Here is a 23,269-nt window from a genome sequence, read left to right as displayed (position 1 = left end):
TTAAGATAACCGCCATTTTGCAGGCCTTGGCGTGATATACGGTCTTTCTGACCGTACTCAAAACCTGTGGGAGCGGGCTTGCTCGCGAATGCGGTGTAACAATCAACTTTTATGCTGACTGACACACCGCATTCGCGAGCAAGCCCGCTCCCACATTTAGACCGCGCCCATATTCAAGTTTTCCGGAGTTTTCCATGACGGCCCACGCCGACCTTTCGCCGACCCTTCAACTCGCCATCGACCTGATCCGCCGTCCGTCCGTGACGCCGGTCGACGCCGATTGCCAGAAGCAGATGATGCAGCGCCTGGGCGATGCCGGTTTCACGCTGGAACCGATGCGCATCGAAGATGTGGATAACTTCTGGGCCACCCACGGTAAACACGACGGTCCGGTACTGTGCTTCGCCGGTCACACCGACGTGGTGCCGACCGGTCCGGTCACCGCCTGGCAGATCGACCCGTTCAACGCGGTGATCGACGAACACGGCATGCTCTGCGGCCGTGGCGCGGCCGACATGAAAGGCAGCCTTGCTTCCATGACCGTGGCGGCCGAGCGTTTCGTCGCCGACTACCCGGATCACAAGGGCAAGGTCGCTTTCCTGATCACCAGCGACGAAGAAGGCCCGGCGCACCACGGCACCAAAGCGGTGATCGAACGCCTTGCCGCCCGTAAGGAGCGTCTGGACTGGTGCATCGTCGGCGAACCGTCGAGTACCACCCTGGTGGGTGACGTGGTCAAGAATGGCCGTCGCGGCTCCCTCGGCGCCAAGCTGACCGTGCGCGGCGTGCAGGGTCACGTGGCCTATCCGCACCTGGCGAAAAACCCGATCCACCTCGCCGCCCCGGCGCTGGCCGAACTGGCCGCCGAGCATTGGGACCACGGCAACGATTTCTTCCCGCCGACCAGCTTCCAGATCTCCAACGTCAATTCCGGCACCGGCGCGACCAACGTGATTCCGGGTGATCTGGTGGCGGTGTTCAACTTCCGCTTCTCCACCGAATCCACCGTTGAAGGCCTGCAAAAGCGCGTCGCTGACATCCTCGACAAGCATGGCCTGGACTGGCACATCGACTGGGCGCTGTCCGGCCTGCCGTTCCTCACCGAACCGGGTGCGTTGCTGGATGCCGTCGCGTCGAGCATCAAGGACATCACCGGTCGTGAAACCAAGGCGTCCACCAGCGGCGGCACCTCCGATGGTCGCTTCATTGCGACCATGGGTACGCAGGTGGTTGAACTGGGCCCGGTCAACGCGACGATTCACCAGGTCAACGAGCGCGTGCTGGCTGCCGACCTGGATGTGCTGACCGAAATCTACTACCAGACCCTGATCAAGTTGCTCGCCTGATGCTGGCCTGCCCGATCTGCAGTGAACCGCTGAACGCGGTGGACAACGGCGTGGCCTGCCCTGCTGGGCATCGTTTCGACCGTGCGCGTCAGGGTTACCTGAACCTGTTGCCGGTGCAGCACAAGAACAGCCGCGACCCTGGGGATAACCTGGCGATGGTCGAAGCCCGACGCGACTTTTTGAACGCTGGTCATTACGCACCAGTGGCCAAACGTCTGGCCGAACTGGCGGCGCAATACGCGCCTCAGCGCTGGCTGGACATCGGTTGTGGCGAGGGTTACTACACCGCGCAAATCGCCGAGGCTTTGCCGAACGCCGACGGTTACGCGCTGGACATCTCCCGGGAAGCGGTCAAACGCGCCTGCAAACGCAACCCGCAACTGACCTGGTTGATCGCCAGCATGGCGCGGGTGCCGTTGGCCTCTGGCAGCTGCCAGTTTCTCGCCAGTGTCTTCAGCCCGCTGGATTGGGAGGAAGCCAAACGTCTGCTCAGCCCCGGTGGTGGCTTGATGAAAGTCGGGCCGACCAGCGGCCATCTGATGGAATTGCGCGAGCGTCTGTACGACGAAGTGCGTGAATACACCGACGACAAGCATTTGGCTTTGGTGCCGGAAGGCATGGCGTTGCAACACAGCGAAACTCTGGAGTTCAAACTGACGCTGGAAAAGGGTCAGGACCGTGCGAACCTGTTGGCCATGACGCCCCACGGCTGGCGCGCCAGTGCCGAACGCCGGGCGTCGGTCATCGAACAGGTCGAGCCGTTCGAGGTCACTGTTTCAATGCGCTACGATTACTTTGTTCTTCAATAACTCTTTAATTTTTTGGTCTTCGGCAGTTGCCGTAGGCCGGCTAAATCCGCGAATGGATTTTTCAGACCCGCAGTGAGGACATCCATGCGCCAACCCGATATCGAGATTTACCTGAAAGACGCCGACGTCGACTATAAAGCCGTCGCAGCCTGGCTCGGCACTGCTTTGGGCCCATGCACCGACTGGGTCCAGAAAGGCCAGACCTACAAGTGCAAGGCCGGCAACGTGTCGGTCACCTGGTTGCCGAAAGCCGTGGGCAAGTGGAACAGCCTGTTCCTGGACAGCGACCAGACCCCGTGGGAAGACGACATCGCCTGCGCCCGCGCCGCCTTTGCCGCGCTGAACGTCGAAGTGCGTTGCGCACCGGGTAGCTGGGTCGAAGAAGAAGGTGAAGAGACAGCGGATCGCTGGATGCGCATCAGCGCTGACGGTGAAGAAGAGATCACCTGGAAAACTGTTTAAAAACGAAGCGGATCAAATGTGGGAGCGGGCTTGCTCGCGAATGCGGTGTGTCAGTCAAAGTTTATGTCGACTGACACACCGCATTCGCGAGCAAGCCCGCTCCCACATTGATTTTGTGTGATCTGAAGAGTGGGTTTAGAGCCCCACCACATCCTCGGCCTGCAAGCCCTTCTCGCCCGTCACCACGCCGTATTCAACCTGCTGGCCCTCAGCCAACGAGCGATGCCCCTCGCCGCGAATCGCGCGGTAGTGCACGAACACGTCCACCCCGTCCTCGCGCTGAATGAATCCGTAACCTTTGGCATCGTTGAACCACTTCACATTGCCGGTTTCGCGCGTAGCCATATCTGTACCCCCCTTGTTTTTATTTTGAACGGCCGAGTATATGACAGCCGCCAAAACTCTCAACTCAAGTTTACTTAGGCGCTTTTTTGCCGATTTTCGGCGAATACGGCACACTATCGACCGCCCGAGCAAACGCTCGGTTTTATTCACTCATGCAGAAGCCGTATGACCCGTTCCCCGCTCCGCCGTCTTGTGTTTGGCACCCTGCGCCGACTGTTGTATCTCTGGGTTCGCTCGGAGACGATCAATCAGTCGTCGTTCACCCTCAACCTCGACCGCAGCCGTCCGGTGTTCTACGTCCTGCAAAACCCTTCGCTGACCGACCTGGCCGTGGTCGATACCGAGTGCAGCAAGGCGGGTTTGCCCCGCCCGGTGTTGCCGGTCTCGGTAGGTACGCTGGAGGAACCCGCCGCGTTCTTTTACCTGACGCCAGAGCCCGATTGGCTCGGCCGTCAGGATAAGCGTGGTGCACCGCCGACCTTGACTCGCCTGGTCAGCGCCCTGAGCCAGAACGCCGCCGAAGATGCGCAGATCATTCCGGTCAGCGTGTTCTGGGGTCAGTCGCCGGACAGCGAATCGAGCCCGTGGAAACTGCTCTTCGCCGACAGCTGGGCAGTCACCGGGCGCCTGCGTCGGTTGTTGAGCATCATCGTGCTGGGGCGCAAAACCCGGGTGCAGTTCTCGGCACCGATCCATTTGCGCGAGCTGATCGACCACAACAAGGGCCACGAGCGCACCGTGCGCATGGCCCAGCGGATTCTGCGGGTGCATTTTCGCAACCTGAAAGCAGCGGTGATCGGTCCGGACATTTCCCACCGCCGCAACCTGGTCAAAGGCCTGCTCAATCAGCCGCTGGTCAAGCAAGCGATCCTCGACGAAGCCGAGCGTGAAAACATTTCCCCGGAGAAAGCCAAGGCCCAAGCCCTGCGCTATGGCAACGAGATCGCCTCCGACTACACCTACACCGCGATCCGCTTTCTGGAAGTGGTGCTGAGCTGGTTCTGGAACAAGATCTACGACGGAATCAAGGTCAACCACATCGAAGGCGTGCAGAAGGTCGCTCAGGGTCACGAAGTGATCTACGTGCCGTGCCATCGCAGCCACATCGACTACCTGCTGCTGTCCTATTTGCTGTTTCGCAACGGCCTGACCCCGCCGCACATCGCCGCCGGGATCAACCTCAACATGCCGGTGATTGGCAGCCTGCTGCGGCGCGGCGGTGCGTTCTTCATGCGCCGTACCTTCAAGGGCAACCCGCTCTACACCTCGGTGTTCAACGAATACCTGCACACCCTGTTCACCAAAGGCTTCCCGGTGGAGTACTTCGTCGAGGGTGGTCGTTCGCGCACCGGGCGCATGCTGCAACCAAAAACCGGGATGCTGGCGATTACCTTGCGCAGCTTCCTGCGTTCGTCGCGGATGCCGATCGTCTTCATCCCGGTCTACATCGGTTACGAGCGTGTGCTGGAAGGCCGGACCTACCTCGGCGAACTGCGTGGCGCGAGCAAGAAAAAAGAATCTATCTTCGACATCTTCAAAGTCATCGGCGCGCTCAAGCAGCGTTTCGGTCAAGTGGCGGTGAACTTCGGCGAGCCGATCAAACTGGCGGAATTCCTCGACAGCGAACAGCCGGACTGGCGTAAACAGGAACTCGGCCCACAGTTCAAACCGGCCTGGCTCAACGAAACCACCAACCGCCTCGGCGAGAAAGTCGCGCAGCATCTGAACGAAGCGGCGGCGATCAACCCGGTCAACCTCGTGGCCCTGGCGCTGCTGTCCACCAGCCGTCTCGCGCTGGATGATCGCGCTATGGCGCGGGTGCTCGATCTGTACCTGGCGCTGTTGCGCAAGGTCCCGTACTCACCGCACACCACTCTGCCGGAAGGTGACTGCCGCGCGTTGATCGAGCATGTGAAGGACATGGATCTTCTGTCCGAGCAGAGCGATGCCCTGGGCAAGATTCTGTATCTGGACGAACAGAATGCCGTCCTGATGACCTACTACCGCAACAACGTTTTGCACATCTTCGCCTTGCCGGCGTTGCTGGCGAGCTTCTTCCAGAGCGCCTCGCGCATGAGCCGCGAACAGATCCTGCGCTACACCCGCGCGCTGTACCCGTACCTGCAATCGGAGCTGTTCATTCGCTGGTCGCTGGACGAGCTGGATGCGGTGATCGACCAATGGCTCGAAGCCTTCGTCGAGCAAGGTCTGCTGCGTTTTGAGAATGACGTTTACCTGCGTCCGGCACCGAGCTCGCGGCATTTCGTGCTGCTGACTCTGCTGTCGAAAAGCATCGCCCAGACCCTGCAACGCTTCTACATGACGGTCTCGCTGCTGCTCAATAGCGGTCAGAACAGCATCAGCGCCGAAGAGCTGGAAGACCTGTGCACGGTCATGGCCCAGCGCCTGTCCATCCTCCATGGCCTCAACGCCCCGGAGTTCTTCGACAAAAGCCTGTTCCGCCATTTCATCCAGACAATGCTGGATCTGGATGTACTCAAGCGCGACGAAGCCGGCAAGCTGAGCTATCACGAACTGCTCGGCGAATTGGCCGAAGGCGCGGCCAAGCGGGTGTTGCCGGCGGAGATTCGCTTGTCGATCCGTCAGGTCGCGTTGCATCGCAGTGAAGATGCGGCGGATCAGGCTTAGTTGGAGTTGGCTGTAACTTTCTGACAATAACCATAGGAACAAGGATGTTCTTATAACCTGTCAATTATGGATTAATAGAGGCCCACTTGAATCCCGATACGGATATCGCGATGAACCCATTAGAAAACACCAGCAACTACGTCACTCTAACTTTCAGTTTGCCTGAAGACTTTCTACCCCCGGATGATGGCGAAGGCGAAACCTATATAAGCGTGCAAACTGCCAACTCAACCACTCCCATCAAAGTTGCGCAATCCCGCAAACCGGAACTGTATAGCGGGCGTTGGAATTTCTCATTCATGCACAACTATTCCGATATCAGCGTCAAATACCTTGTCACGATCAGCATGACCCACAACGGCGTTCCACTGCTAATTGACCTGGACTACTTCGTGATTGTCCATCGTGCGCCGCACCGACAAACCCTGCATCTCAGCCCTGTTGGCCGCCTCTACCTGCAGGCGCAAGCGCCTCAAGCGGTTCAACCTGAACACGCCGTCACTGTTGTCGTCCACGAGCACGACGATACGACTGCGCAACTGGCGCCAATACATATCAGCGAAGAAATGGCCGAGGCGTTCTATCTGGAATACGACCCGGAGACTGTCGTACCTGGCAAACGCTATACGCTGACAGCCACTGAAAATGAATACCACAATTCAATTGCGGTATATCCCGGGTCCGTTGTATTGAAACCCTTTAGTAGAATTTGAAAAAAAGCGCATATCAAAAGATCCATAGGGCGAAATAACCGGAAAAATCCGTTAAATTGTCGTCGGCGTTCATCTACTTCGGGCGCCAACGACAGGGATTCAACTCATGAAAAAACTCTCGCTTCTGGGGCTTACTGCCTTGCTCGGAGCCTGCCAGACCGTACAACCTGCCGCCAAAACCAGCCTCGATGGCGAAGTCTTCTACTTGCAACGCATCGCCCTGCCGCCGAGCGCCACGTTAAGCGTGAGCTTGCAGGACGTTTCCCTGGCCGACGCGCCCGCCGTGGTCCTCGACGAACAGAAAGGCCCGGTCAAAGGCCAGGTGCCGCTGCCGTTTCATCTGAGTTACGATCCAACGCAGGTCAAACCGGGCCATCGTTATTCGGTCAGCGCTCGGATCGAAGTCAACGGCGAGCTGATGTTCATCACCACCGAACATCACGCCGTGCAGCTGGATGGAAGCGACCCGCAGCCTCTGAAAATCCGCGTCGACGCCGCTCGCTAACTCTCATTTTTTGAACAAAGGAAGCTGCCATGTTCCGCCCTACCCTTCGCTTCGCCGGCCTGTGCGCAGGCCTGATGATCTCCGCCAGCGCCCTGGCGCTGTCGCTCAACGACCTGTCGCAAAAGGACGCCACCGGCGGCCTCAAGGATGCCCTGACCCAAGGCGCGCAGCTGGCCGTGAAACAACTCGGCACGCCGGGCGGGTTCAGCAACAACCCGGACGTGAAAATCGAGCTGCCGGGCAAACTGGGCAAAGTCGCCAGCAAGATGAAACAGTTCGGCATGGGCGACCAGGTTGACCAGCTGGAAACCAGCATGAACAAAGCGGCTGAAACCGCCGTGACGCAAGCCCAGCCGATCCTGGTGGACGCGGTGAAGAAGATGAGCGTGGAGGATGCCAAGGGCATTCTCAGCGGCGGCAAGGACTCGGCCACTCAGTACCTGAGCAAAACCAGCCGCGAACAGATCCGCGTCAAGTTCCTGCCAATCGTCAAGCAAGCCACCGACCAGGTGGGCCTGGCCAAGCAGTACAACTCGTTCGCCGGGCAAGCCGCGACGATGGGTGTGGTGGATGCGAAGAGCGCCAACATCGAAAGCTACGTGACCGAGCAGGCATTGAACGGTCTGTTCGAGATGATTGGTAAACAGGAAGAAGCCATTCGCCAGAATCCTGCGGCGGCAGCGACGAGTTTGGCGAAGAAAGTCTTCGGTACGCTCTAAGCCTTAACACCGACCTTGTGGGAGCGAGCTTGCTCGCGATGAGGCCGTGTCAGTCGACATTAACTGTGGCTGATACACCGCCATCGCGAGCAAGCTCGCTCCCACATAGGGTCAAGCAGTCGATGCAGCCCGCAGAAAGAACACCCACTCGCGTCCCATCTTCCTTTTCTCAAACACCTCCAATTCGACCAGCCCATTCAACGTGGCTGACGCGGTGTTGTAAGAACAGTCCAGATTCTCCTTCACATTGACCGCCGTAAACTCCTTGGCCATCCCGCTCTTGGCAACCTGGAATACGGCTCGTTGCTTCTCGGTCAATCGGTCAAAAAATCCGGACTCCAACAACCAGCGATCAAAGCTTTCGGCATACGCCAGACTTTTCCGATAAGCATCGGTAAAACCGCTGACAGCCCGCAGGATGACCGAACACTGGAAATCGATGAAATAAGTCAGGTCGAGGTCATCAGCCTCAGTGTTCAGATAAGACCGCCCGTATTTCACCGGCGCACTGCGCAGCAAAATGCTGATCGCAATGTAGCGAAAGGCAGAGAAGTCATTCTTGAACATGAACCAATAAAACAGTGCCCGCGCGACCCGGCCGTTACCATCGCGGAACGGATGCTCATAGCCCAGAGCAAAATGCAGTGCGATGCCTTTGATCAGTGGATGAAGGTAATCCACTTGATCGGGATCGTTGTGGAGCTGGTTGATCCACGTCGACAGCACCCGCAATCGTGACAACAGCCCTGCTGCGGGCGGCGGTGTATGCACGGTGTTGCCCTCGCCGTCCTGCACCACCACATCATCGTTGGCCCTGAACTCCCCCGGCGAATATTGCGGGTCATCAATGCCCTCGACACCCACCCGGTGCATGGCTGAAATCAGTTCGACACTCAGGGCGTCATAACGCTTTTCCCAGGCGAAATTCATCATCTTGTAGTTGCCGATCACCATTCGCTCATCCGGCGTGCGCGGCAGGCGATTGCGCTTGAGCATGTCCTTGGCCGCCCGCGTGGTGGTCGCCGCGCCTTCGAGCTGGCTGCTGCTGATGGCTTCGTCTTCGATCAAGTCATTCAACAGATAACTGAAATGCGCGTGTTCACCGATCTGACTGGTCATGTACTCCAGCGCGGCCATTGTGGCTTGCCGATCGACGGCGGAAATAGCTTTCTGCGCCAACGGCGTGAGCACGAAGTTGCCCCATTGAAGCGGCTCGCCTAGCGGCAAAAGACTTGAGTGCTGCGCAGTCCGGGCTTTCTTCACCAGCGCCCAGCACAGATTCGAATCCAGCCCCGGCGCCCAGCGGTAGCGCAACTCATCGAAAGGCAGATAACGCCCCTGATCGTCCATCGGCTTGAGCAAGGCGAGGTAATCCGAGAGGCGTTCCTTGTGGGGCGACTTCCCCAACAGGTCGAATACCGGGTCGGTCCTTCCCCTCAAAATGGGCGGCTTTTTCATTATTGCTGTCTCAAAAACTCGTAAAACTGAGTTTTGAGTACAGCATTCAGATCTCTCTGACTCAATATCAGAGGGATCTGAAATACACGTAGGACGTTAGGCTGGGTCCTTTTTGATCCTGAACCACGCCGCATACAACGCCGGCAAAAACAGCAACGTCAACGCCGTCGCGACAATCAACCCGCCCATGATCGCCACCGCCATCGGCCCGAAAAACACACTGCGTGATAGCGGAATCATCGCCAGCACCGCCGCGAGTGCAGTCAACACAATCGGCCGGAAACGCCGCACCGTGGCTTCAATAATCGCCTGCCAAGGCTTGAGCCCTGCAGCGATGTCCTGCTCGATCTGGTCCACCAGAATCACCGAGTTACGCATGATCATCCCGGAGAGCGCGATGGTGCCGAGCATGGCGACGAAACCGAACGGCTGACGGAACACCATCAGGAACAAGGTCACACCGATCAAACCCAAAGGCGCCGTCAGAAACACCATTACCGTGCGTGAGAAACTGCGCAGTTGCAGCATCAGCAATGTCAGCACCACCACGATGAAAAGCGGCACACCGGCCTTCACCGAATTCTGCCCGCGAGCCGAGTCCTCTACAGTGCCGCCGACTTCCAGCAAGTAGCCGTCCGGCAGTTCGGCGCGGATCGGATCGAGGGTCGGCATGATCTGCTGCACCAGCGTCGCCGGTTGCTCCTTACCGTAAATGTCGGCGCGGACCGTCACGTTCGGCAAGCGGTTGCGGTGCCAGATGATGCCTTCTTCGAAGCCGTATTCCAGCGTCGCGATTTGCGACAGCGCCACGCTGCGACCGTTGTCAGTCGGCACCGCCAGGCTTGGCAGCAATGACAGTTCGGTACGTTCATGCAACGTGCCGCGCAATAGAATCTCGATCAACTCGTTGTCTTCACGGTACTGGCTGACGCTGGAACCGGTCAGAGAGCTTTGCAGGAACTTCGACAGGTTCGCGGTGCTCACGCCAAGCGCCCGGGCGCGGTCCTGATCGACGTTCAGATAAACGACTTTGCTCGGTTCTTCCCAATCCAGATGGACGTTGACCACATGCGGGTTCTCGCGAACCTTGGCGGCCACTTTACGGGCCAGCGCGCGGACTTCCTCGATGTGCTCACCGGTGACCCGGAACTGCATCGGATAGCCAACCGGTGGCCCGTTCTCCAGACGCGTCACCCGCGCGCGCAGGGCCGGGAATTGTTCCTTGAGGGCTTCGATCAGCCAGGTGCGCAGGGTTTCGCGCTCCTCGATGGTTTTAGCCAGGACTACAAACTGCGCGAAGCTCGCTGCAGGAAGTTGTTGATCCAGGGGCAGGTAAAAACGTGGCGAACCGGTGCCAACGTAAGCGACATAGTTGTCGATACCGGCGTGATCCTTCAGCAGTGCTTCGAGGCGTTTGACCTCATCTCGGGTGTTGCTCAACGAGGCACCTTCCGCCAGTTTCAGATCGACCATCAACTCCAGACGACCCGATGCCGGGAAGAACTGTTGCGGCACAAAGCGAAACAGGATGACAGAACCGATAAACAACACGGCCGTCAGGACAATGACCGTCTTGCGCCGCCGTACGCACCACTCAACCAAGCGTCTGACGCGCTGATAGAACGGCGTGCCGTAAGGGTCGGGCTGACCGTCGCCGGTGCCATGTTTGGCTGCATGAATCTTCGCCAGATCCGGCAGGAGTTTTTCCCCCAGATAAGGCACAAACACAACAGCGGCCACCCACGAGGCCAGCAACGCGATGGTCACCACCTGGAAGATCGAACGCGTGTATTCACCCGTGCCCGATTGCGCAGTAGCAATCGGCAGGAAGCCGGCAGCGGTGATCAGCGTACCGGTGAGCATCGGGAATGCGGTGCTGGTCCAGGCGTAACTGGCCGCCTTGATCCGGTCGAAGCCCTGCTCCATTTTGATCGCCATCATTTCCACGGCGATGATCGCGTCGTCCACCAACAAACCCAGCGCCAGCACCAACGCCCCGAGGGAAATCTTGTGCAGGCCGATTCCCAGGTAATACATGCAGGCGAACGTCATCGCCAATACCAAAGGAATCGCCAACGCGACCACCATGCCGGTGCGCACGCCGAGGGAGAAGAAGCTCACCAGCAGGACGATTGCCAGTGCTTCCACCAGCACCTGAACAAATTCACCGACACTGCTTTTCACAGCGACGGGCTGGTCGGAGACCTTGCGCAGCTGCATACCGGCAGGGAGATTTTTCTGGATGCGGTCGAATTCGATTTCCAACGCCTTGCCCAGCACCAGAATGTCGCCACCGTCCTTCATGGCCACGGCCAGACCGATGGCGTTTTCCGCCATGAAGCGCATGCTTGGCGCTGGCGGATCGTTGAAACCCCGACGCACATCCGCCACATCGGCGATGCGGAACGTACGATCACCGACGCGGATAGGGAAGCTCTTGATCTCTTCGACCGTCTGAAAATTCCCCGAGACGCGTAGCTGCAATCGCTCGCTGGAGGTCTCGAAGAACCCGGCGGTGGACACCGCGTTTTGCTCTTCAAGGGCCTGCTGCACCGCCGACAAAGGCAGGCCGAGGGTGGCGAGTTTGACGTTGGAGAGTTCGATCCAGATCTTCTCGTCCTGTAACCCGAGCAGATCGACCTTGCCCACATCCTTGACCCGTTGCAGCTGAATCTGCACGCGGTCGGCGTAGTCCTTGAGCACCGCGTAATCAAAACCTTCGCCCGTCAGCGCGTAGATGTTGCCAAACGTTGTGCCGAACTCATCATTGAAGAATGGCCCCTGGATGCCCGGTGGCAGGGTCTGACGAATGTCGCTGATCTTCTTGCGAACCTGGTACCAGAGGTCCGGGATTTCCACCGAGTGCATGGAATCACGGGCAACGAACGTCACTTGGGATTCGCCCGGACGGGAGAACGAAACGATGCGTTCGTATTCGCCGGTTTCCATCAGTTTCTTTTCAATACGCTCAGTGACCTGGCGCGACACTTCCTGCGCCGTGGCCCCAGGCCAGTTGGTACGAATCACCATGGCCTTGAAGGTGAACGGCGGGTCTTCACTTTGGCCGAGCTTGGTGTAGGACAGTGCGCCAACAATGGCCAGCAAGAGCATCAGGAACAGTACGATCTGGCGATTACGCAGCGCCCATTCGGAAAGATTGAAACCCATTGGGGATTACTCCTTGTCCGCCAGATTGACCACGCGGTTGGAGCGATCCACCGGACGCACCTGCTGCCCTTCAAGCAGCACATGGACGCCAGCGGCCACCACCCAGTCGCTGGCATTCAGGCCTTCGAGCACCGGTACGGTTTTCTCGCCGAAGGCACCGACCCGGACCGGGGTTTTCTTCAAGGTGTTGTTGGTAGTGACACCCCAGACGTAGGTCGCGCCGTTTTCCGCGGTCAGCGCGGAAAGCGGCACCGACAGCGGCACCACATCGGATGTCTGAACGAACACCCGGGCGCTCTGGCCGAGTTCAGCGGGGACCTTGCCGGCAGTGAACGCGATGCGGGCGGCAAAGGTGCGCGATTTGGGATCGGCAGCGGGCGACAGCTCACGGATGCGCCCGGCGAAACGTTGGTCGGGTTGGGTCCACAGTGCGACTGACACTGGCTGACCGACCTTGAAGCGGCCAAAGCTCTGCTCCGGCACGCTGATCAACACCTCGCGTTCGCCATCGGTGGCGAGGGTAAATACGGTTTGCCCCGCCGCCACCACTTGCCCGACTTCAACCGCGCGTTTAGCCACCACGCCATCCTGAGGCGCACGCAGCACGGCGTAACTGGCCTGATTGGTCGAAACGTTGAATTCGGCTTTGATTTGCTTGAGGCGGGCTTCACCGGATCGGTAAAGGTTTTCGGAATTGTCGTACTGCGAACGGCTGACCATCTGACGGTCCATCAGGGTCTTGTAGCGATCACGTTCGGCGCGCACCAGGCTCAGGTTGGCCTCGGCAGCGGCGACCTGGGCACGGGTGGCTTCCAGTTGCAGGCGCACGTCCTGAGGATCGAGCTCCGCCAAAGGTTGATCAGCCTTGACCCGCTGCCCCTCTTCGACCAGTCGTCGACTGACTTTACCGCCAATGCGAAACGCCAGGTCTGGCTCATAGCGAGCGCGGACTTCACCGGGAAAACTTTCCATCGCCTGGGACGACGGCTCTGGCTGTACGACCATGGCCGGGCGAACGGTGACTTGAGGCGCCTCTTCGTGACCACACGCAGACAATAAAAACGCCAGACAGACTGGCAACGCGAGGGGCAAGGCATAGCGGAACATGGTGAAGGACCTTTCGCTAATGGTGCTTGGAATAATTATACTGAGCGGTATGTTATTAATAGCAAACTCACCAGTCCAGTATTAAAAGCGAATAATGTCGAACAATCTTTCAGCACCCAACGGTCCGGGCCGTCCCAAGGATCTGGCCAAGCGCCAGGCGATCCTCGATGCGGCGAAAATTCTGTTTCTGAGCAAGGGTTATGCGAATACCAGCATGGACGCCGTCGCGGCCGATGCCGGTGTGTCGAAGCTGACGGTCTACAGCCATTTCAACGACAAGGAGACGCTGTTCTCCGCCGCCGTGATGGCCAAGTGCGAAGAGCAATTGCCGACGTTGTTTTTCGAATTGCCGGACGGCACTGCCGTAGAAACGGTGCTGTTGAACATCGCGCGCGGCTTTCATCAACTGATCAACAGTGACGAATCGGTCAATCTGCACCGGCTGATGATGACGCTGGGCAGCCAGGACCCGAAACTCTCGCTGATCTTCTTCGAGGCCGGGCCTGAGCGCATGCTGCAGGGCATGGAGCGGTTGCTGACCAAGGTTGATCAGAGCGGCGCGTTGAGCATCGACAAACCGCGCAATGCGGCCGAGCATTTCTTCTGCCTGCTCAAGGGTGCGGGGAATTTCAGGCTGCTTTATGGCTGTGGCGAGCCGTTGACCGGGGATGCGGCCGAGAGCCATGTGCAGGAAGTGGTGGGGTTGTTTATGCGGGCGTATCGACCAGAGACAGCCTGATAGGTTTCGGTTGTCTGTTCTGGCCCCTTCGCGAGCAAGCCCGCTCCCACATTTGACCGAGTCTTCTCAAGGGAACGCGGTCGAATGTGGGAGCGAGCTTGCTCGCGATGGGAGCGACGCGGTCTTAAGGCTTGAGCGCTTTCTTCGGGTAAATGTCATACCGGCTCGATTTACCGTCCAGCGCATGACTCGGCTTCGGCCCTTCGATACACGGCGCCTTGCGCGGGCGCTTGACCACCACTCGATGACTGGCCAATGCCAACGCCGCTTCGAGCAGTGCAGGCGCATCCGGGTCATCGCCTACCAGCGGCCGAAACAGGCGCATTTCCTTCTTCACCAAGGCCGTTTTCTCACGATGGGGAAACATCGGGTCGAGGTAGATCACCTGTGGCGGCTCGCCTTCCCAATTGCGCATCACCTCGATCGAATTGCCCTTGAGCAAGCGCATCCGCGCCACAATCGGCGCCACGTCAAAGTCTTCCGCGCCGCGTGCCAGGCCATCTTCAAGCAACGCGCCAATCAGCGGCTGACGCTCGATCAGGCTCATCTCGCAGCCCAGACTCGCCAGCACGAACGCATCTTTGCCCAGCCCCGCCGTGGCATCCAGCACGCGCGGACGCACGCCTTGGGCAACCCCGACCGCCTTGGCGATCATCTGACCGCTACCGCCGCCGTACAAGCGGCGATGGGCCGCACCGCCCTCGACAAAGTCCACCCGCACCGGCCCCGGTGCGTCCGGGCCCAGTTGCTGTAGCTGCAAACCCTGGTCGCCGACCTGCAAGGCAAACTCACCGTCATCCACCTGCATCGGCAAACCCAGGCGCTCGGCCCATTGTTCGGCCTGTGGCTGAAAAGTCGCGGCCAGGGCCTCGACATGGATGCGGCAGGCCGCAGGTTGCTCAATCATGGGAAAACACGCTCAAAAAATTAATGATCGGCAAAAACGGCCGATAACAAAACTATCGAGCATTTTGCCAGAGCTGAGCGTCGACCGAGAGAAATGTCAGACATTCAACGCACATCGATAGGCTACATCTCGCCCCACGGCGATTTTGGTCTACGAAACTCCCAAGCACTGAGCGGCGTCAGTCACCTGTGGCAGGATTTCTTTGCCCAGGCCCTGGCCGATCAGTCGGGCGATGTCGTACCGGCTTCTCTCAACTTTCCACCGGTCGATCTCGACAGCCCGGTCGAACCCACCGTTGGCAGCGAACTGCTGGCTCATATCATTTCCCAGCGCGAATGCGATGTGAAAGAAACCGAGGTCCGCCCTCCCGAGCCACTGTTCCTGCCGATTGCCGAGTTCGAAATGGACCTGGCCGACAAACCTTTCCCACCGTTCCCGGCACAAGAAATCGTCGCTCAACAGAAACAACAGGACTTCGAAAGCCGCTGGGTCCGCCCGATCGTGCTCACTGCCGGTCTACCGCTGCCAGTGCCTGGCGCCGCCCCGCAACCGCGTCCGCTGCACCTGCCGATCGCCGAGTTCGAACTCGATCTGCTGGACAAGCCATTCCCGCCGTTCTCGCCCGAAGAGCTGGTGGAGCAACAGAAACAACTCGACTTCGATAACGGCTGGGCTCGACCGATCGTCCTGCAAAACCTGCGCATCGCCGCCTGACCTTCAATAACAGGCCTTCAGCGACACACCCACCACGGCCCGACATCCACATGAAAGTGATTGCGATGGGCGGCGTTGTAGTCCGGGCTCAAGACCACACTGAACATGTCGCAGGCGCTATAGCGAACCTGACGTAAAAACCGTGCGTCCTGATTATCCTTCGGCCAATCCTTGAGCACGTTGATGGATCGGCCATCGGCCAAGCGAAAACCGGCGATATCCAGCGCATTGGCACTGGCATGCTGGCTGCGTCTGCCGTTTTCGCGGCTGTAGACGTTGCGACAGGCAAAGCTGCCGAGATGGTCGACACGCGTTACTGCTTGACCGTAGACCGCTTGCGCGGCGGGTTGCAGGGCGTGGTGTTCGAACAGGGCAAACGACACCGCCAGGCGGCAACTGGCGAGGAAACTGCTGCTCAGCGCCACCTCGCCGCCTTGCACACGCAAGGTGTTGATCAACGGACACGTCGCGTCGGGGCTGTCGGCCTGATGGGTTACGCGCAATCCAGAGCTGCTCAGGGCTTGATCGCACAACTGCGGATCATCGCTCAGACGCATCAGTTTATAGCGGGTCAGAAAATTGGGCGCGGCCTTCACGTCCAGCGGTGCCCAGGGATTCCACTGCGGCGGCAGTGAGATCCAGCCGCGCCAGACGCTCACCGCCGCCGTGCCAATGATTAACAGCATCAACAGCAGCCACCACCGAAACCGCATCGTCAGCCTTTGAACAATTGATTGGCCTGGGCGTACGGCATGGACCGCGACGTGAACCCGAATGTGCCCGACGTCTTGATCTCTTCGGCAGCGCGGAAAAACTCGCCATACGCTGCCAGCGCCAGAGCCGAACCGACGCTAATTCGTTTGACGCCCATTTCGCTCAACTGCTCGACCGTCAGTTTGAGCCCACCGGACATCAGCACATTGACTGGCTTGGGCGCCACGGCACGGACCACCGCCAACACATCTTCAGCACTGCGCAGACCCGGCGCATAAAGCACGTCGGCACCCGCCTCGGCAAACGCCTGCAAGCGGCGAATGGTATCGGCGAGATCAGGATTGCCGTGCAGAAAGTTCTCCGCGCGAGCGGTCAACATAAAGGGAAACGGCAAGCTGCGAGCGGCTGCCACGGCAGCCTCGATGCGCGCGACGGCATGCTCGAAGCAGTAGATCGGCGCTGCTGCACGGCCAGTGGCATCTTCGATAGAGCCGCCAACCGCACCGGCCTCTGCCGCACGCAAAATACTCTGTGCGCATTCGGCTGGATCGTCAGCGAAGCCGTTTTCCAGATCGACGGCTACGGGCAGATCAGTTGCCGCAACAATCGCCCGAACGTTTGCCAGAGTGTCGTCCAGCGTCAGCGCGCCATCGGGGCGGGCGTTGGAAAAGGCGTAACCGGCACTGGTGGTCGCCAGCGCTTCGAAACCAAGGCTGGCGAGCATTTTCGCCGAGCCGGCATCCCACGGGTTAGGAATGACAAAAGCCCCCGCGCGTTCGTGCAGTGCTTTGAACGCTTGGGCTCGAAGGGTTTGCGCATCCATTGGCAGGCTCCTGAAAAGTGCAAGAAATCCGCTTCAGAGCAGGCCAAGTTGCTCGGCAGCGGGCTCTCTGTATAGCTCAGGCAGCGGTGGCAGGCCAGGTAAACGCAGCATCAGTTTTGCGTGGAAACGTTGCGCCAGTTTGGCGGCCAGCAGGTTGTCGGCGGTGTGCAGGAAGATATAAGGCGTACGACCCTCTTCGATCCACACGGCGATTTTCTCGACCCACGGCAGCAGGAACGGGTCGTTGGCCTCAAGCTGCGGATGGCCGATGAAGCGCACCTGCGGACATTGCGTGAAGGCGGCCGGACGGGGCGGCACCCTGGGCTTTTTCGATTGGGCGTGAAGTACCGAGGGATCGGTCGATGTGCAGCTGAACAGCGCGCGGGGATCAAGGCAGATACGCTCGACACCGCGATCCAGTAGCAGGCGATTGAGCATTCTCTCGGCATCGCCCTTGGCGAAGAACTCGTCATGCCGCACTTCAACCGCCAGAGGCCGGTCCACAGCATCGATAAAACCGGCAAGCTCCGACAGTCGCTGCGGCGTAAAGCTTTTGGACAGTTGCAGCCACAGCGGTGAAACCCGTTCGCCGAGGGGGCTGAGCAATTGCAGGAAGGTTTCGGCAGCGGTCAATTGTTCGCGCAGGTCACCGCTGTGGCTGATGTCACCGGGGAACTTGGCAGTGAAGCGAAAGTGTTCGGGCATGGTCTCGGCCCAACGTTGCACAGTAGTCGCAGCCGGGCTCGCGTAGAAGGTCGTATTGCCTTCCACGGCGTTGAATACTTGGGAATAGAGATTCAGAAACTCAGCGGGTTTGGCGTCTGTCGGATAAAGATAATCGCGCCAGGCGTTTTCACTCCAGGACGGACAGCCCAGGTAGTAAGGCAGCATCAGATGTACAGGTCGAGGCCCAGCACATCCGAATCCCAATCGACAAAACCGGCGGTGCTCAGGTAGCTGGCCAGGGCCTTCGCGACACTGCTGCTCATGGCACGGTGATAAAGCATGTCTTGTTGACGGGCGGGAAGATTGCTCAAGCGTTGTGCAGAGGCTTTGGCAGCGCGGGCAGCCATTTGCTCTTCGGATGGAATTTCCAGCTCGCCGTCAATATCGACGTAGTCGTCATCCGCCACAGGGCCTTTGCGAGGCTTGCGTTTGATGGGGTAGGACTGGGAGGGAACGCCGTCTATACGCATGAGTACATGTCCGGGATCAATGGTGGCAGTTTAGTGGCGCATGGCCCGCTTCGCAAACTGCCGAGTGATAACTAGAACACATAAAAGCGAAAAGGTTTAAAAGCTGGGGCATAAAGTGACGATTGGCTGCGTTGCGCAGTCCGCCATCGCGGGCAAGCCCGCTCCCACAGGGGTTAGCGTAAACCCTGTGGGAGCGAGCTTGCTCGCGATGGGGCCAACTCGCTGCAATGAATTAACGCGCCTTCGGGGTCGCAACCTTATCCCGCAAATAAACCGGCTGAGCCTCATCAGCCACGATCGCCTCGCCACGCGCCCAGGCAAAACGCGCCAGGGTCAGCAGGTCCTCGGCGTGAGGCAGCATGCCCGCATCCTGCCCGGTCAGGCTGACGGCGATTCGCTCGGCATAACCCCAGCCAGTGCCCGCGCCAAACCACTCACCGCTGGCGTCTGCCGGCAACGCGGCCACTTCCGGCGGCAGCACGGCTTCATTGCCAACCAGCCGCATCTCCCCCGCCGTTTCGCGGTAGCAACCCCAATACACTTCGTCCATGCGCGCATCGATGGCGGCCGCCACCTGGCTCACGCCGTGTTCGCGATAAGCCCGCTGCGCCAGCACGGCCAGGTTCGATACTGGTAACACCGGACGATCCAGCGCAAACGCCAGCCCCTGCACCACGCCGATGGCGATCCGCACGCCGGTGAACGCACCCGGACCACGTCCGAAAGCGATGGCATCGACCGCTTGCAGGGTGGTCCCGGCATCCGCCAGCAACTGCTGAATCATCGGCAGCAGCTTCTGCGCATGCAGGCGCGGGATCACCTCGTAATGGCTCGTGACTTTGCCGTCATGCAGCAAGGCAACGGAGCAAGCTTCAGTCGCGGTGTCCAGGGCCAGCAAGGTGCTCATCGATGTTTCCGTAAGAGAGGTCAGAAAAAGTGCGCCAGTATAAACAACTACGGCCCGCAAGCGGGCCGTAGAAGATGAAGCGATTCAGACTTTTCAGCTCAGTGCTTCAAGCACCTTGCCGGTGATCACTTCAACCGAGCCGACGCCCGCAATGTGGCTGTACTTCGGCTTGCCATCAGTAGCAGCAGACAGCGTCTGGTAGAACTCGACCAGAGGCTTGGTCTGGGAATGGTAAACCGACAGGCGATGACGCACGGTTTCTTCGGTGTCGTCCTTGCGCTGCACCAGTGCTTCACCGGTGATGTCGTCCTTGCCGGCGATTTTCGGCGGGTTGTAGACGGTGTGGTACACGCGGCCGCTGGCCTCGTGAACGCGACGACCAGCGATACGCTGAACGATTTCTTCGTCGTCGACGGCGATTTCGACCACGTGATCCAGCTCCACGCCGGCTTTCACCAGGGCTTCAGCCTGAGGAATGGTGCGCGGGAAACCGTCGAACAGGAAACCGTTGGCGCAATCGGCCTGGCTGATGCGTTCCTTGACCAGATTGATGATCAGGTCATCGGAAACCAGACCACCGCTGTCCATGACGCTCTTGGCGATCAGGCCCAGCTCGGTGCCGGCCTTGACCGCGGCACGCAGCATGTCGCCGGTGGAGATTTGCGGGATACCGAATTTTTCGGTGATGAACTTAGCCTGAGTACCTTTACCGGCCCCGGGAGCTCCCAGCAGAATGACGCGCATCGATGTGCTCCTCAATTTTTTATATAGATAACGTCAGATTCGCCTCGTGGGGCCAATCTCAATAAAAGGGTCGTGACCGCCCAAACGGTCAAAGGCTGATCAAGATACACAGCAGGCCCGGACCACACAAGCCGCCGAAAGTCGGAGAAACCCACGCCTGATGTGGCCTTTCGTCGGGGTAACCCTAGTCGCAACCCCATCACTAACTGTCGCCTGGCAGCACTTTTCAAGCCCTCGCCCACAGGCAACTCGACGCTCGCGCCGAGTGCCTTGCCCCACGACGAAAACCTTAGCCGGTATTACGCAAACCGGCGGCAATCCCCGCCACAGACACCAGTAGCGCCTGTTCTACCGGACTGCCCTGTGCCACTTCCTGTTGTCGCGAACGCGCCAACAACTCAGCCTGCAATAGATGAAGAGGGTCGAGGTAAGTGTTGCGCAAGCGGATGAATTCAAGCGTGGCTGGGCTATGTGCCAGTAGCTGCGACTGACCGGTCAGCCCCAGGACCACCGAGCACGCCTGCGACAATAGGTCGCGTAAATGCGCCCCCAAAGGGAGCAGATCCGGCTCGACCAAACGCTCATCGTAAGACCGGGCGATATCGGCATCGGCCTTGGCCAACACCATTTCCAGCATATCGATGCGCGTGCGGAAGAACGGCCACTGCTCGCGCATCTGCCCCAGCAGCTCGCCTTCGCCGCGCTCCAGCGCCTTGCTCAGCGCCGCTTCCCAGCCGAGCCACGCCGGCAACATCAGACGCGTCTGGGTCCAGCCGAAGATCCACGGGATCGCCCGCAGGCTTTCAATCCCGCCAGCGCGGCGCTTGGCCGGGCGACTGCCCAACGGCAAGCGTCCCAGTTCCTGCTCTGGAGTGGACTGGCGGAAATACTCAACGAATTGCGGATTTTCCCGCACCACGGCGCGATAAGCGCTGACACCGTCGGCGGCCAATTCGTCCATCAGATTGCGCCAGGCTGGCTCCGGTGGCGGCGGCGGCAACAAGGTCGCTTCCAATACCGCTGCCAGGTACAGATTGAGGTTCTGCTCGGCGATGTCCGGCAGGCCGAATTTGAAACGAATCATTTCCCCCTGCTCGGTGGTACGGAAACGCCCCGCCACCGAACCCGGCGGTTGCGACAGAATCGCCGCGTGTGCCGGGCCGCCGCCGCGACCCACGGTGCCACCGCGACCGTGGAACAACAGCAGTTCCACTTGCTGCTCGCGGCAGATGTCGACCAAGCGCTCCTGCGCCCGATACTGCGCCCAGGCCGCCGCGGTAGTGCCGGCATCCTTGGCCGAGTCGGAGTAGCCGATCATCACTTCCTGCGGCCCTTGCAAGCGCGCGCGATAACCCGGAAGTAGCAAGAGCTTTTCAATCACCGGGCCGGCGTTGTCGAGGTCGGCAAGGGTTTCGAACAGCGGCACCACGCGCATCGGCCGTAACACGCCAGACTCTTTGAGCAGCAGTTGCACGGCCAGCACGTCGGAAGCGGCGCCGGCCATGGAGATCACATAAGAACCGAGCGATGCACCCGGTGCCGCAGCGATTTCCCGGCAGGTCGCCAGCACTTCAGCGGTGTCGGCCGATGGCTTGAAGTACGCCGGCAGTAACGGCCGGCGGTTGTTCAGCTCACGCATCAGGAAGACGATGCGCTCTTCCTCGCTCCAGTCCTCGTAGCGCCCCAGGCCCAGGTAATCGGTGATCTCGGTCATCGCCGCGGTATGTCGCGTCGAGTCCTGACGCACATCGAGCCGCACCAGGAACAGCCCGAACGTCACCGCCCGGCGCAGGCAATCGAGCAGCGGCCCATCAGCGATCACGCCCATGCCGCACTCATGCAGCGAGTGGTAGCACAGCTCCAGCGGATCGAGCAGCTCGCGATTGTTTTGCAACACATCGGCGGGTGCCGGCGTGGTCGTCGTCAAGGAGGCGTGAGCCCAGTTACGCGTCGCGCGCAGGCGTTCACGCAGCTGTTTAAGCACCGCACGGTAAGGTTCGGCGCTGTCCCCGGCCTTGGCCCCCAAGTCGTCGCTGGCCTGCTGCATCGACAACTCGGCCGCCAGGCGATCGACATCGCGCAGGTACAAGTCCGCGGCCATCCACCGCGCCAGCAGCAAGACTTCACGGGTTACGGCAGCGGTCACGTTGGGGTTGCCATCGCGGTCACCGCCCATCCACGAGGCAAAGCGAATCGGCGCTGCCTCCAGTGGGAGGTGCAGGCCAGTGGCGTCATGCAGGGCTTTATCGGCCTTGCGCAAATAGTTGGGGATCGCCTGCCACAGCGAATGCTCGATCACCGCGAAGCCCCATTTGGCTTCATCCACCGGCGTAGGGCGGGTGCGGCGGATTTCTTCGGTGTGCCAGGCTTCGGCGATCAGGCGCTGCAACTTCGTGTGGATCTGCTCGCGTTCGGCGGTGGTCAGGTCGCGATGGTCCTGGGCGGCCAGTTGTGCGGCAATCGCGTCGTATTTCTGGATCAGCGTGCGGCGCGCCACCTCGGTCGGGTGAGCGGTGAGGACCAACTCAATCTCCAGCCGTCCCAGTTGCCGGGCCAGGGATTCGGCGCCATGACCTTCAGCACTCAGGCGGGCGAGCAGTTCCGGCAGTACCCGCGCCTCGAACGGTGCAGGCTGCGACTCTTCGCGACGGTGAATCAGCTGATATTGCTCGGCGATATTGGCCAGGTTGAGAAACTGGTTGAACGCCCGCGCCACCGGCAGCAACTCTTCTTCGCTCAATTGGTTGAGGCTGGCGCTCAGTTCAGCGTCCATCGAACCGCGACGGTCGGCCTTGGCGCCTTTGCGGATCTGCTCGATCTTGTCGAGAAAACCGTCCCCGTACTGCTCGCGAATGGTGTTGCCCAACAGCTCACCCAACAGGTGAACATCCTCGCGCAAGCGTGCATCAATATCGGTCATCAGCAGTTCTCCAGCGAAAATCCGGGTGACTTGGTGTCCATGCTCTTGAGTTAGAGAGTGCCGCTGTAAAGCGGTTCTTACAAGCAGACGACGATGGGAATGCTGTTCGCCTGAGAAAGTTTTGGGATTGGGGATTGGGGATTGGGGTTGGTGGGTACATATCCGTTTCTGCGGTGATGGCTGATTACGGTTTCGCTTTTACAGCGACTCACTTGTGCGCCCAGCATGGGCGCCATCCTAGAGGTGAAAGTCCTCTCTTGAGCTGGCCACAGCGAATGAAGCGAAGCGCAACTGCATGAGGGCGACCGAGTGTGGGAAGGAAGC

Annotated in this window: 21 protein-coding genes; 9 read left to right on the top strand and 12 right to left on the bottom strand. The window is 59.7% G+C overall.

The annotated features are described in order from the left end of the window. Positions 1-194 precede the first annotated feature (194 nt). From dapE to E3W21_RS05590, 3 genes are all read left to right on the top strand, one after another. Positions 195-1,346, top strand: coding sequence for a succinyl-diaminopimelate desuccinylase (dapE, locus tag E3W21_RS05600; protein ID WP_134418746.1), 1,152 nt, complete (start codon positions 195-197; stop codon positions 1,344-1,346). Then, entirely contained in the window at positions 1,346-2,155 is an 810-nt protein-coding gene (locus E3W21_RS05595) for a putative RNA methyltransferase (protein ID WP_134418745.1), read from the top strand. The genes dapE and E3W21_RS05595 overlap by 1 nt, the downstream gene beginning before the upstream one ends. An 84-nt stretch (positions 2,156-2,239) precedes the next feature. After that, a complete protein-coding gene (locus E3W21_RS05590; RefSeq protein WP_008146702.1) occupies positions 2,240-2,617 on the top strand; it encodes a hypothetical protein in 378 nt (125 codons plus the stop codon). 135 nt (positions 2,618-2,752) lie between these two features. Here the strand turns inward: E3W21_RS05590 and E3W21_RS05585 are convergent, their stop codons facing one another. Beyond that, positions 2,753-2,962, bottom strand: a complete 210-nt coding sequence (locus E3W21_RS05585) for a cold-shock protein (RefSeq protein ID WP_008146705.1) — start codon at positions 2,960-2,962, stop codon at positions 2,753-2,755. A gap of 165 nt (positions 2,963-3,127) precedes the next feature. Between E3W21_RS05585 and plsB the strand changes: the two genes are divergently transcribed. The 4 genes from plsB to E3W21_RS05565 all read left to right on the top strand — a co-directional run bounded on the left by plsB (position 3,128) and on the right by E3W21_RS05565 (position 7,548). Further along, positions 3,128-5,611 carry a glycerol-3-phosphate 1-O-acyltransferase PlsB gene (plsB, locus tag E3W21_RS05580; RefSeq protein ID WP_134418744.1) on the top strand — a complete coding sequence of 828 codons (2,484 nt, stop codon included), beginning with the start codon at positions 3,128-3,130 and terminating at the stop codon, positions 5,609-5,611. Between the two features lie 86 nt (positions 5,612-5,697). Continuing rightward, positions 5,698-6,324 (top strand): hypothetical protein, encoded by a 627-nt coding sequence (locus tag E3W21_RS05575; RefSeq protein WP_134418743.1) that lies wholly within the window; start codon positions 5,698-5,700, stop codon positions 6,322-6,324. 106 nt (positions 6,325-6,430) lie between these two features. Beyond that, the gene (locus E3W21_RS05570; RefSeq protein WP_129441587.1) at positions 6,431-6,829 is read left to right on the top strand and encodes a YbaY family lipoprotein; all 399 of its coding nucleotides are present in this window, start codon (positions 6,431-6,433) and stop codon (positions 6,827-6,829) included. A 29-nt stretch (positions 6,830-6,858) separates the two neighbouring features. Further along, positions 6,859-7,548, top strand: a complete 690-nt coding sequence (locus E3W21_RS05565; protein WP_129441585.1) for a DUF4197 domain-containing protein — start codon at positions 6,859-6,861, stop codon at positions 7,546-7,548. A 111-nt stretch (positions 7,549-7,659) separates the two neighbouring features. Here E3W21_RS05565 and E3W21_RS05560 read toward each other — a convergent pair whose 3' ends face one another. The 3 genes from E3W21_RS05560 to E3W21_RS05550 all read right to left on the bottom strand — a co-directional run bounded on the left by E3W21_RS05560 (position 7,660) and on the right by E3W21_RS05550 (position 13,281). Further along, positions 7,660-9,006 carry a Fic family protein gene (locus E3W21_RS05560; RefSeq protein ID WP_134418742.1) on the bottom strand — a complete coding sequence of 449 codons (1,347 nt, stop codon included), beginning with the start codon at positions 9,004-9,006 and terminating at the stop codon, positions 7,660-7,662. A 96-nt stretch (positions 9,007-9,102) separates the two neighbouring features. After that, a complete protein-coding gene (locus E3W21_RS05555; RefSeq protein ID WP_134418741.1) occupies positions 9,103-12,174 on the bottom strand; it encodes an efflux RND transporter permease subunit in 3,072 nt (1,023 codons plus the stop codon). Between the two features lie 6 nt (positions 12,175-12,180). Continuing rightward, the gene (locus E3W21_RS05550; protein WP_134418740.1) at positions 12,181-13,281 is read right to left on the bottom strand and encodes an efflux RND transporter periplasmic adaptor subunit; all 1,101 of its coding nucleotides are present in this window, start codon (positions 13,279-13,281) and stop codon (positions 12,181-12,183) included. Between the two features lie 94 nt (positions 13,282-13,375). Here E3W21_RS05550 and E3W21_RS05545 point away from each other — a divergent pair, with 94 nt between their 5' ends. After that, positions 13,376-14,020 (top strand): TetR/AcrR family transcriptional regulator, encoded by a 645-nt coding sequence (locus E3W21_RS05545; RefSeq protein WP_129441577.1) that lies wholly within the window; start codon positions 13,376-13,378, stop codon positions 14,018-14,020. Between the two features lie 124 nt (positions 14,021-14,144). Here the strand turns inward: E3W21_RS05545 and E3W21_RS05540 are convergent, their stop codons facing one another. Beyond that, a complete protein-coding gene (locus E3W21_RS05540; RefSeq protein ID WP_033056325.1) occupies positions 14,145-14,927 on the bottom strand; it encodes a class I SAM-dependent methyltransferase in 783 nt (260 codons plus the stop codon). A gap of 93 nt (positions 14,928-15,020) precedes the next feature. On the opposite strand from E3W21_RS05540, the gene E3W21_RS05535 reads away from it, so the two are divergent. After that, entirely contained in the window at positions 15,021-15,641 is a 621-nt protein-coding gene (locus E3W21_RS05535) for an energy transducer TonB (RefSeq protein ID WP_134418739.1), read from the top strand. Between the two features lie 17 nt (positions 15,642-15,658). Here E3W21_RS05535 and E3W21_RS05530 read toward each other — a convergent pair whose 3' ends face one another. From E3W21_RS05530 to ppc, 7 genes are all read right to left on the bottom strand, one after another. Next, complete coding sequence (locus E3W21_RS05530; RefSeq protein WP_134418738.1) at positions 15,659-16,354, bottom strand: extensin family protein; 696 nt, start codon at positions 16,352-16,354, stop codon at positions 15,659-15,661. A gap of 2 nt (positions 16,355-16,356) precedes the next feature. After that, the gene (locus tag E3W21_RS05525; RefSeq protein ID WP_129441571.1) at positions 16,357-17,178 is read right to left on the bottom strand and encodes an oxaloacetate decarboxylase; all 822 of its coding nucleotides are present in this window, start codon (positions 17,176-17,178) and stop codon (positions 16,357-16,359) included. A gap of 33 nt (positions 17,179-17,211) precedes the next feature. Next, positions 17,212-18,072 carry a DUF72 domain-containing protein gene (locus E3W21_RS05520; protein ID WP_134418890.1) on the bottom strand — a complete coding sequence of 287 codons (861 nt, stop codon included), beginning with the start codon at positions 18,070-18,072 and terminating at the stop codon, positions 17,212-17,214. Continuing rightward, entirely contained in the window at positions 18,069-18,374 is a 306-nt protein-coding gene (locus E3W21_RS05515) for a hypothetical protein (protein WP_008156859.1), read from the bottom strand. The genes E3W21_RS05520 and E3W21_RS05515 overlap by 4 nt, the downstream gene beginning before the upstream one ends. Positions 18,375-18,606: 232 nt before the next feature. Continuing rightward, complete coding sequence (tsaB, locus tag E3W21_RS05510) at positions 18,607-19,281, bottom strand: tRNA (adenosine(37)-N6)-threonylcarbamoyltransferase complex dimerization subunit type 1 TsaB (RefSeq protein ID WP_095128123.1); 675 nt, start codon at positions 19,279-19,281, stop codon at positions 18,607-18,609. Between the two features lie 93 nt (positions 19,282-19,374). Then, positions 19,375-20,025 (bottom strand): adenylate kinase, encoded by a 651-nt coding sequence (gene adk, locus E3W21_RS05505; protein ID WP_134418737.1) that lies wholly within the window; start codon positions 20,023-20,025, stop codon positions 19,375-19,377. Between the two features lie 289 nt (positions 20,026-20,314). After that, complete coding sequence (ppc, locus tag E3W21_RS05500) at positions 20,315-22,945, bottom strand: phosphoenolpyruvate carboxylase (protein WP_134418736.1); 2,631 nt, start codon at positions 22,943-22,945, stop codon at positions 20,315-20,317. Positions 22,946-23,269 lie beyond the last annotated feature (324 nt).

This window comes from Pseudomonas sp. F01002, assembly GCF_004402115.1.
GTDB lineage: Bacteria > Pseudomonadota > Gammaproteobacteria > Pseudomonadales > Pseudomonadaceae > Aquipseudomonas > Aquipseudomonas frigoris.
The sequence above is the reverse complement of the archived record's forward strand: the minus strand, read 5'-3'. Positions and strand labels throughout refer to the sequence as shown.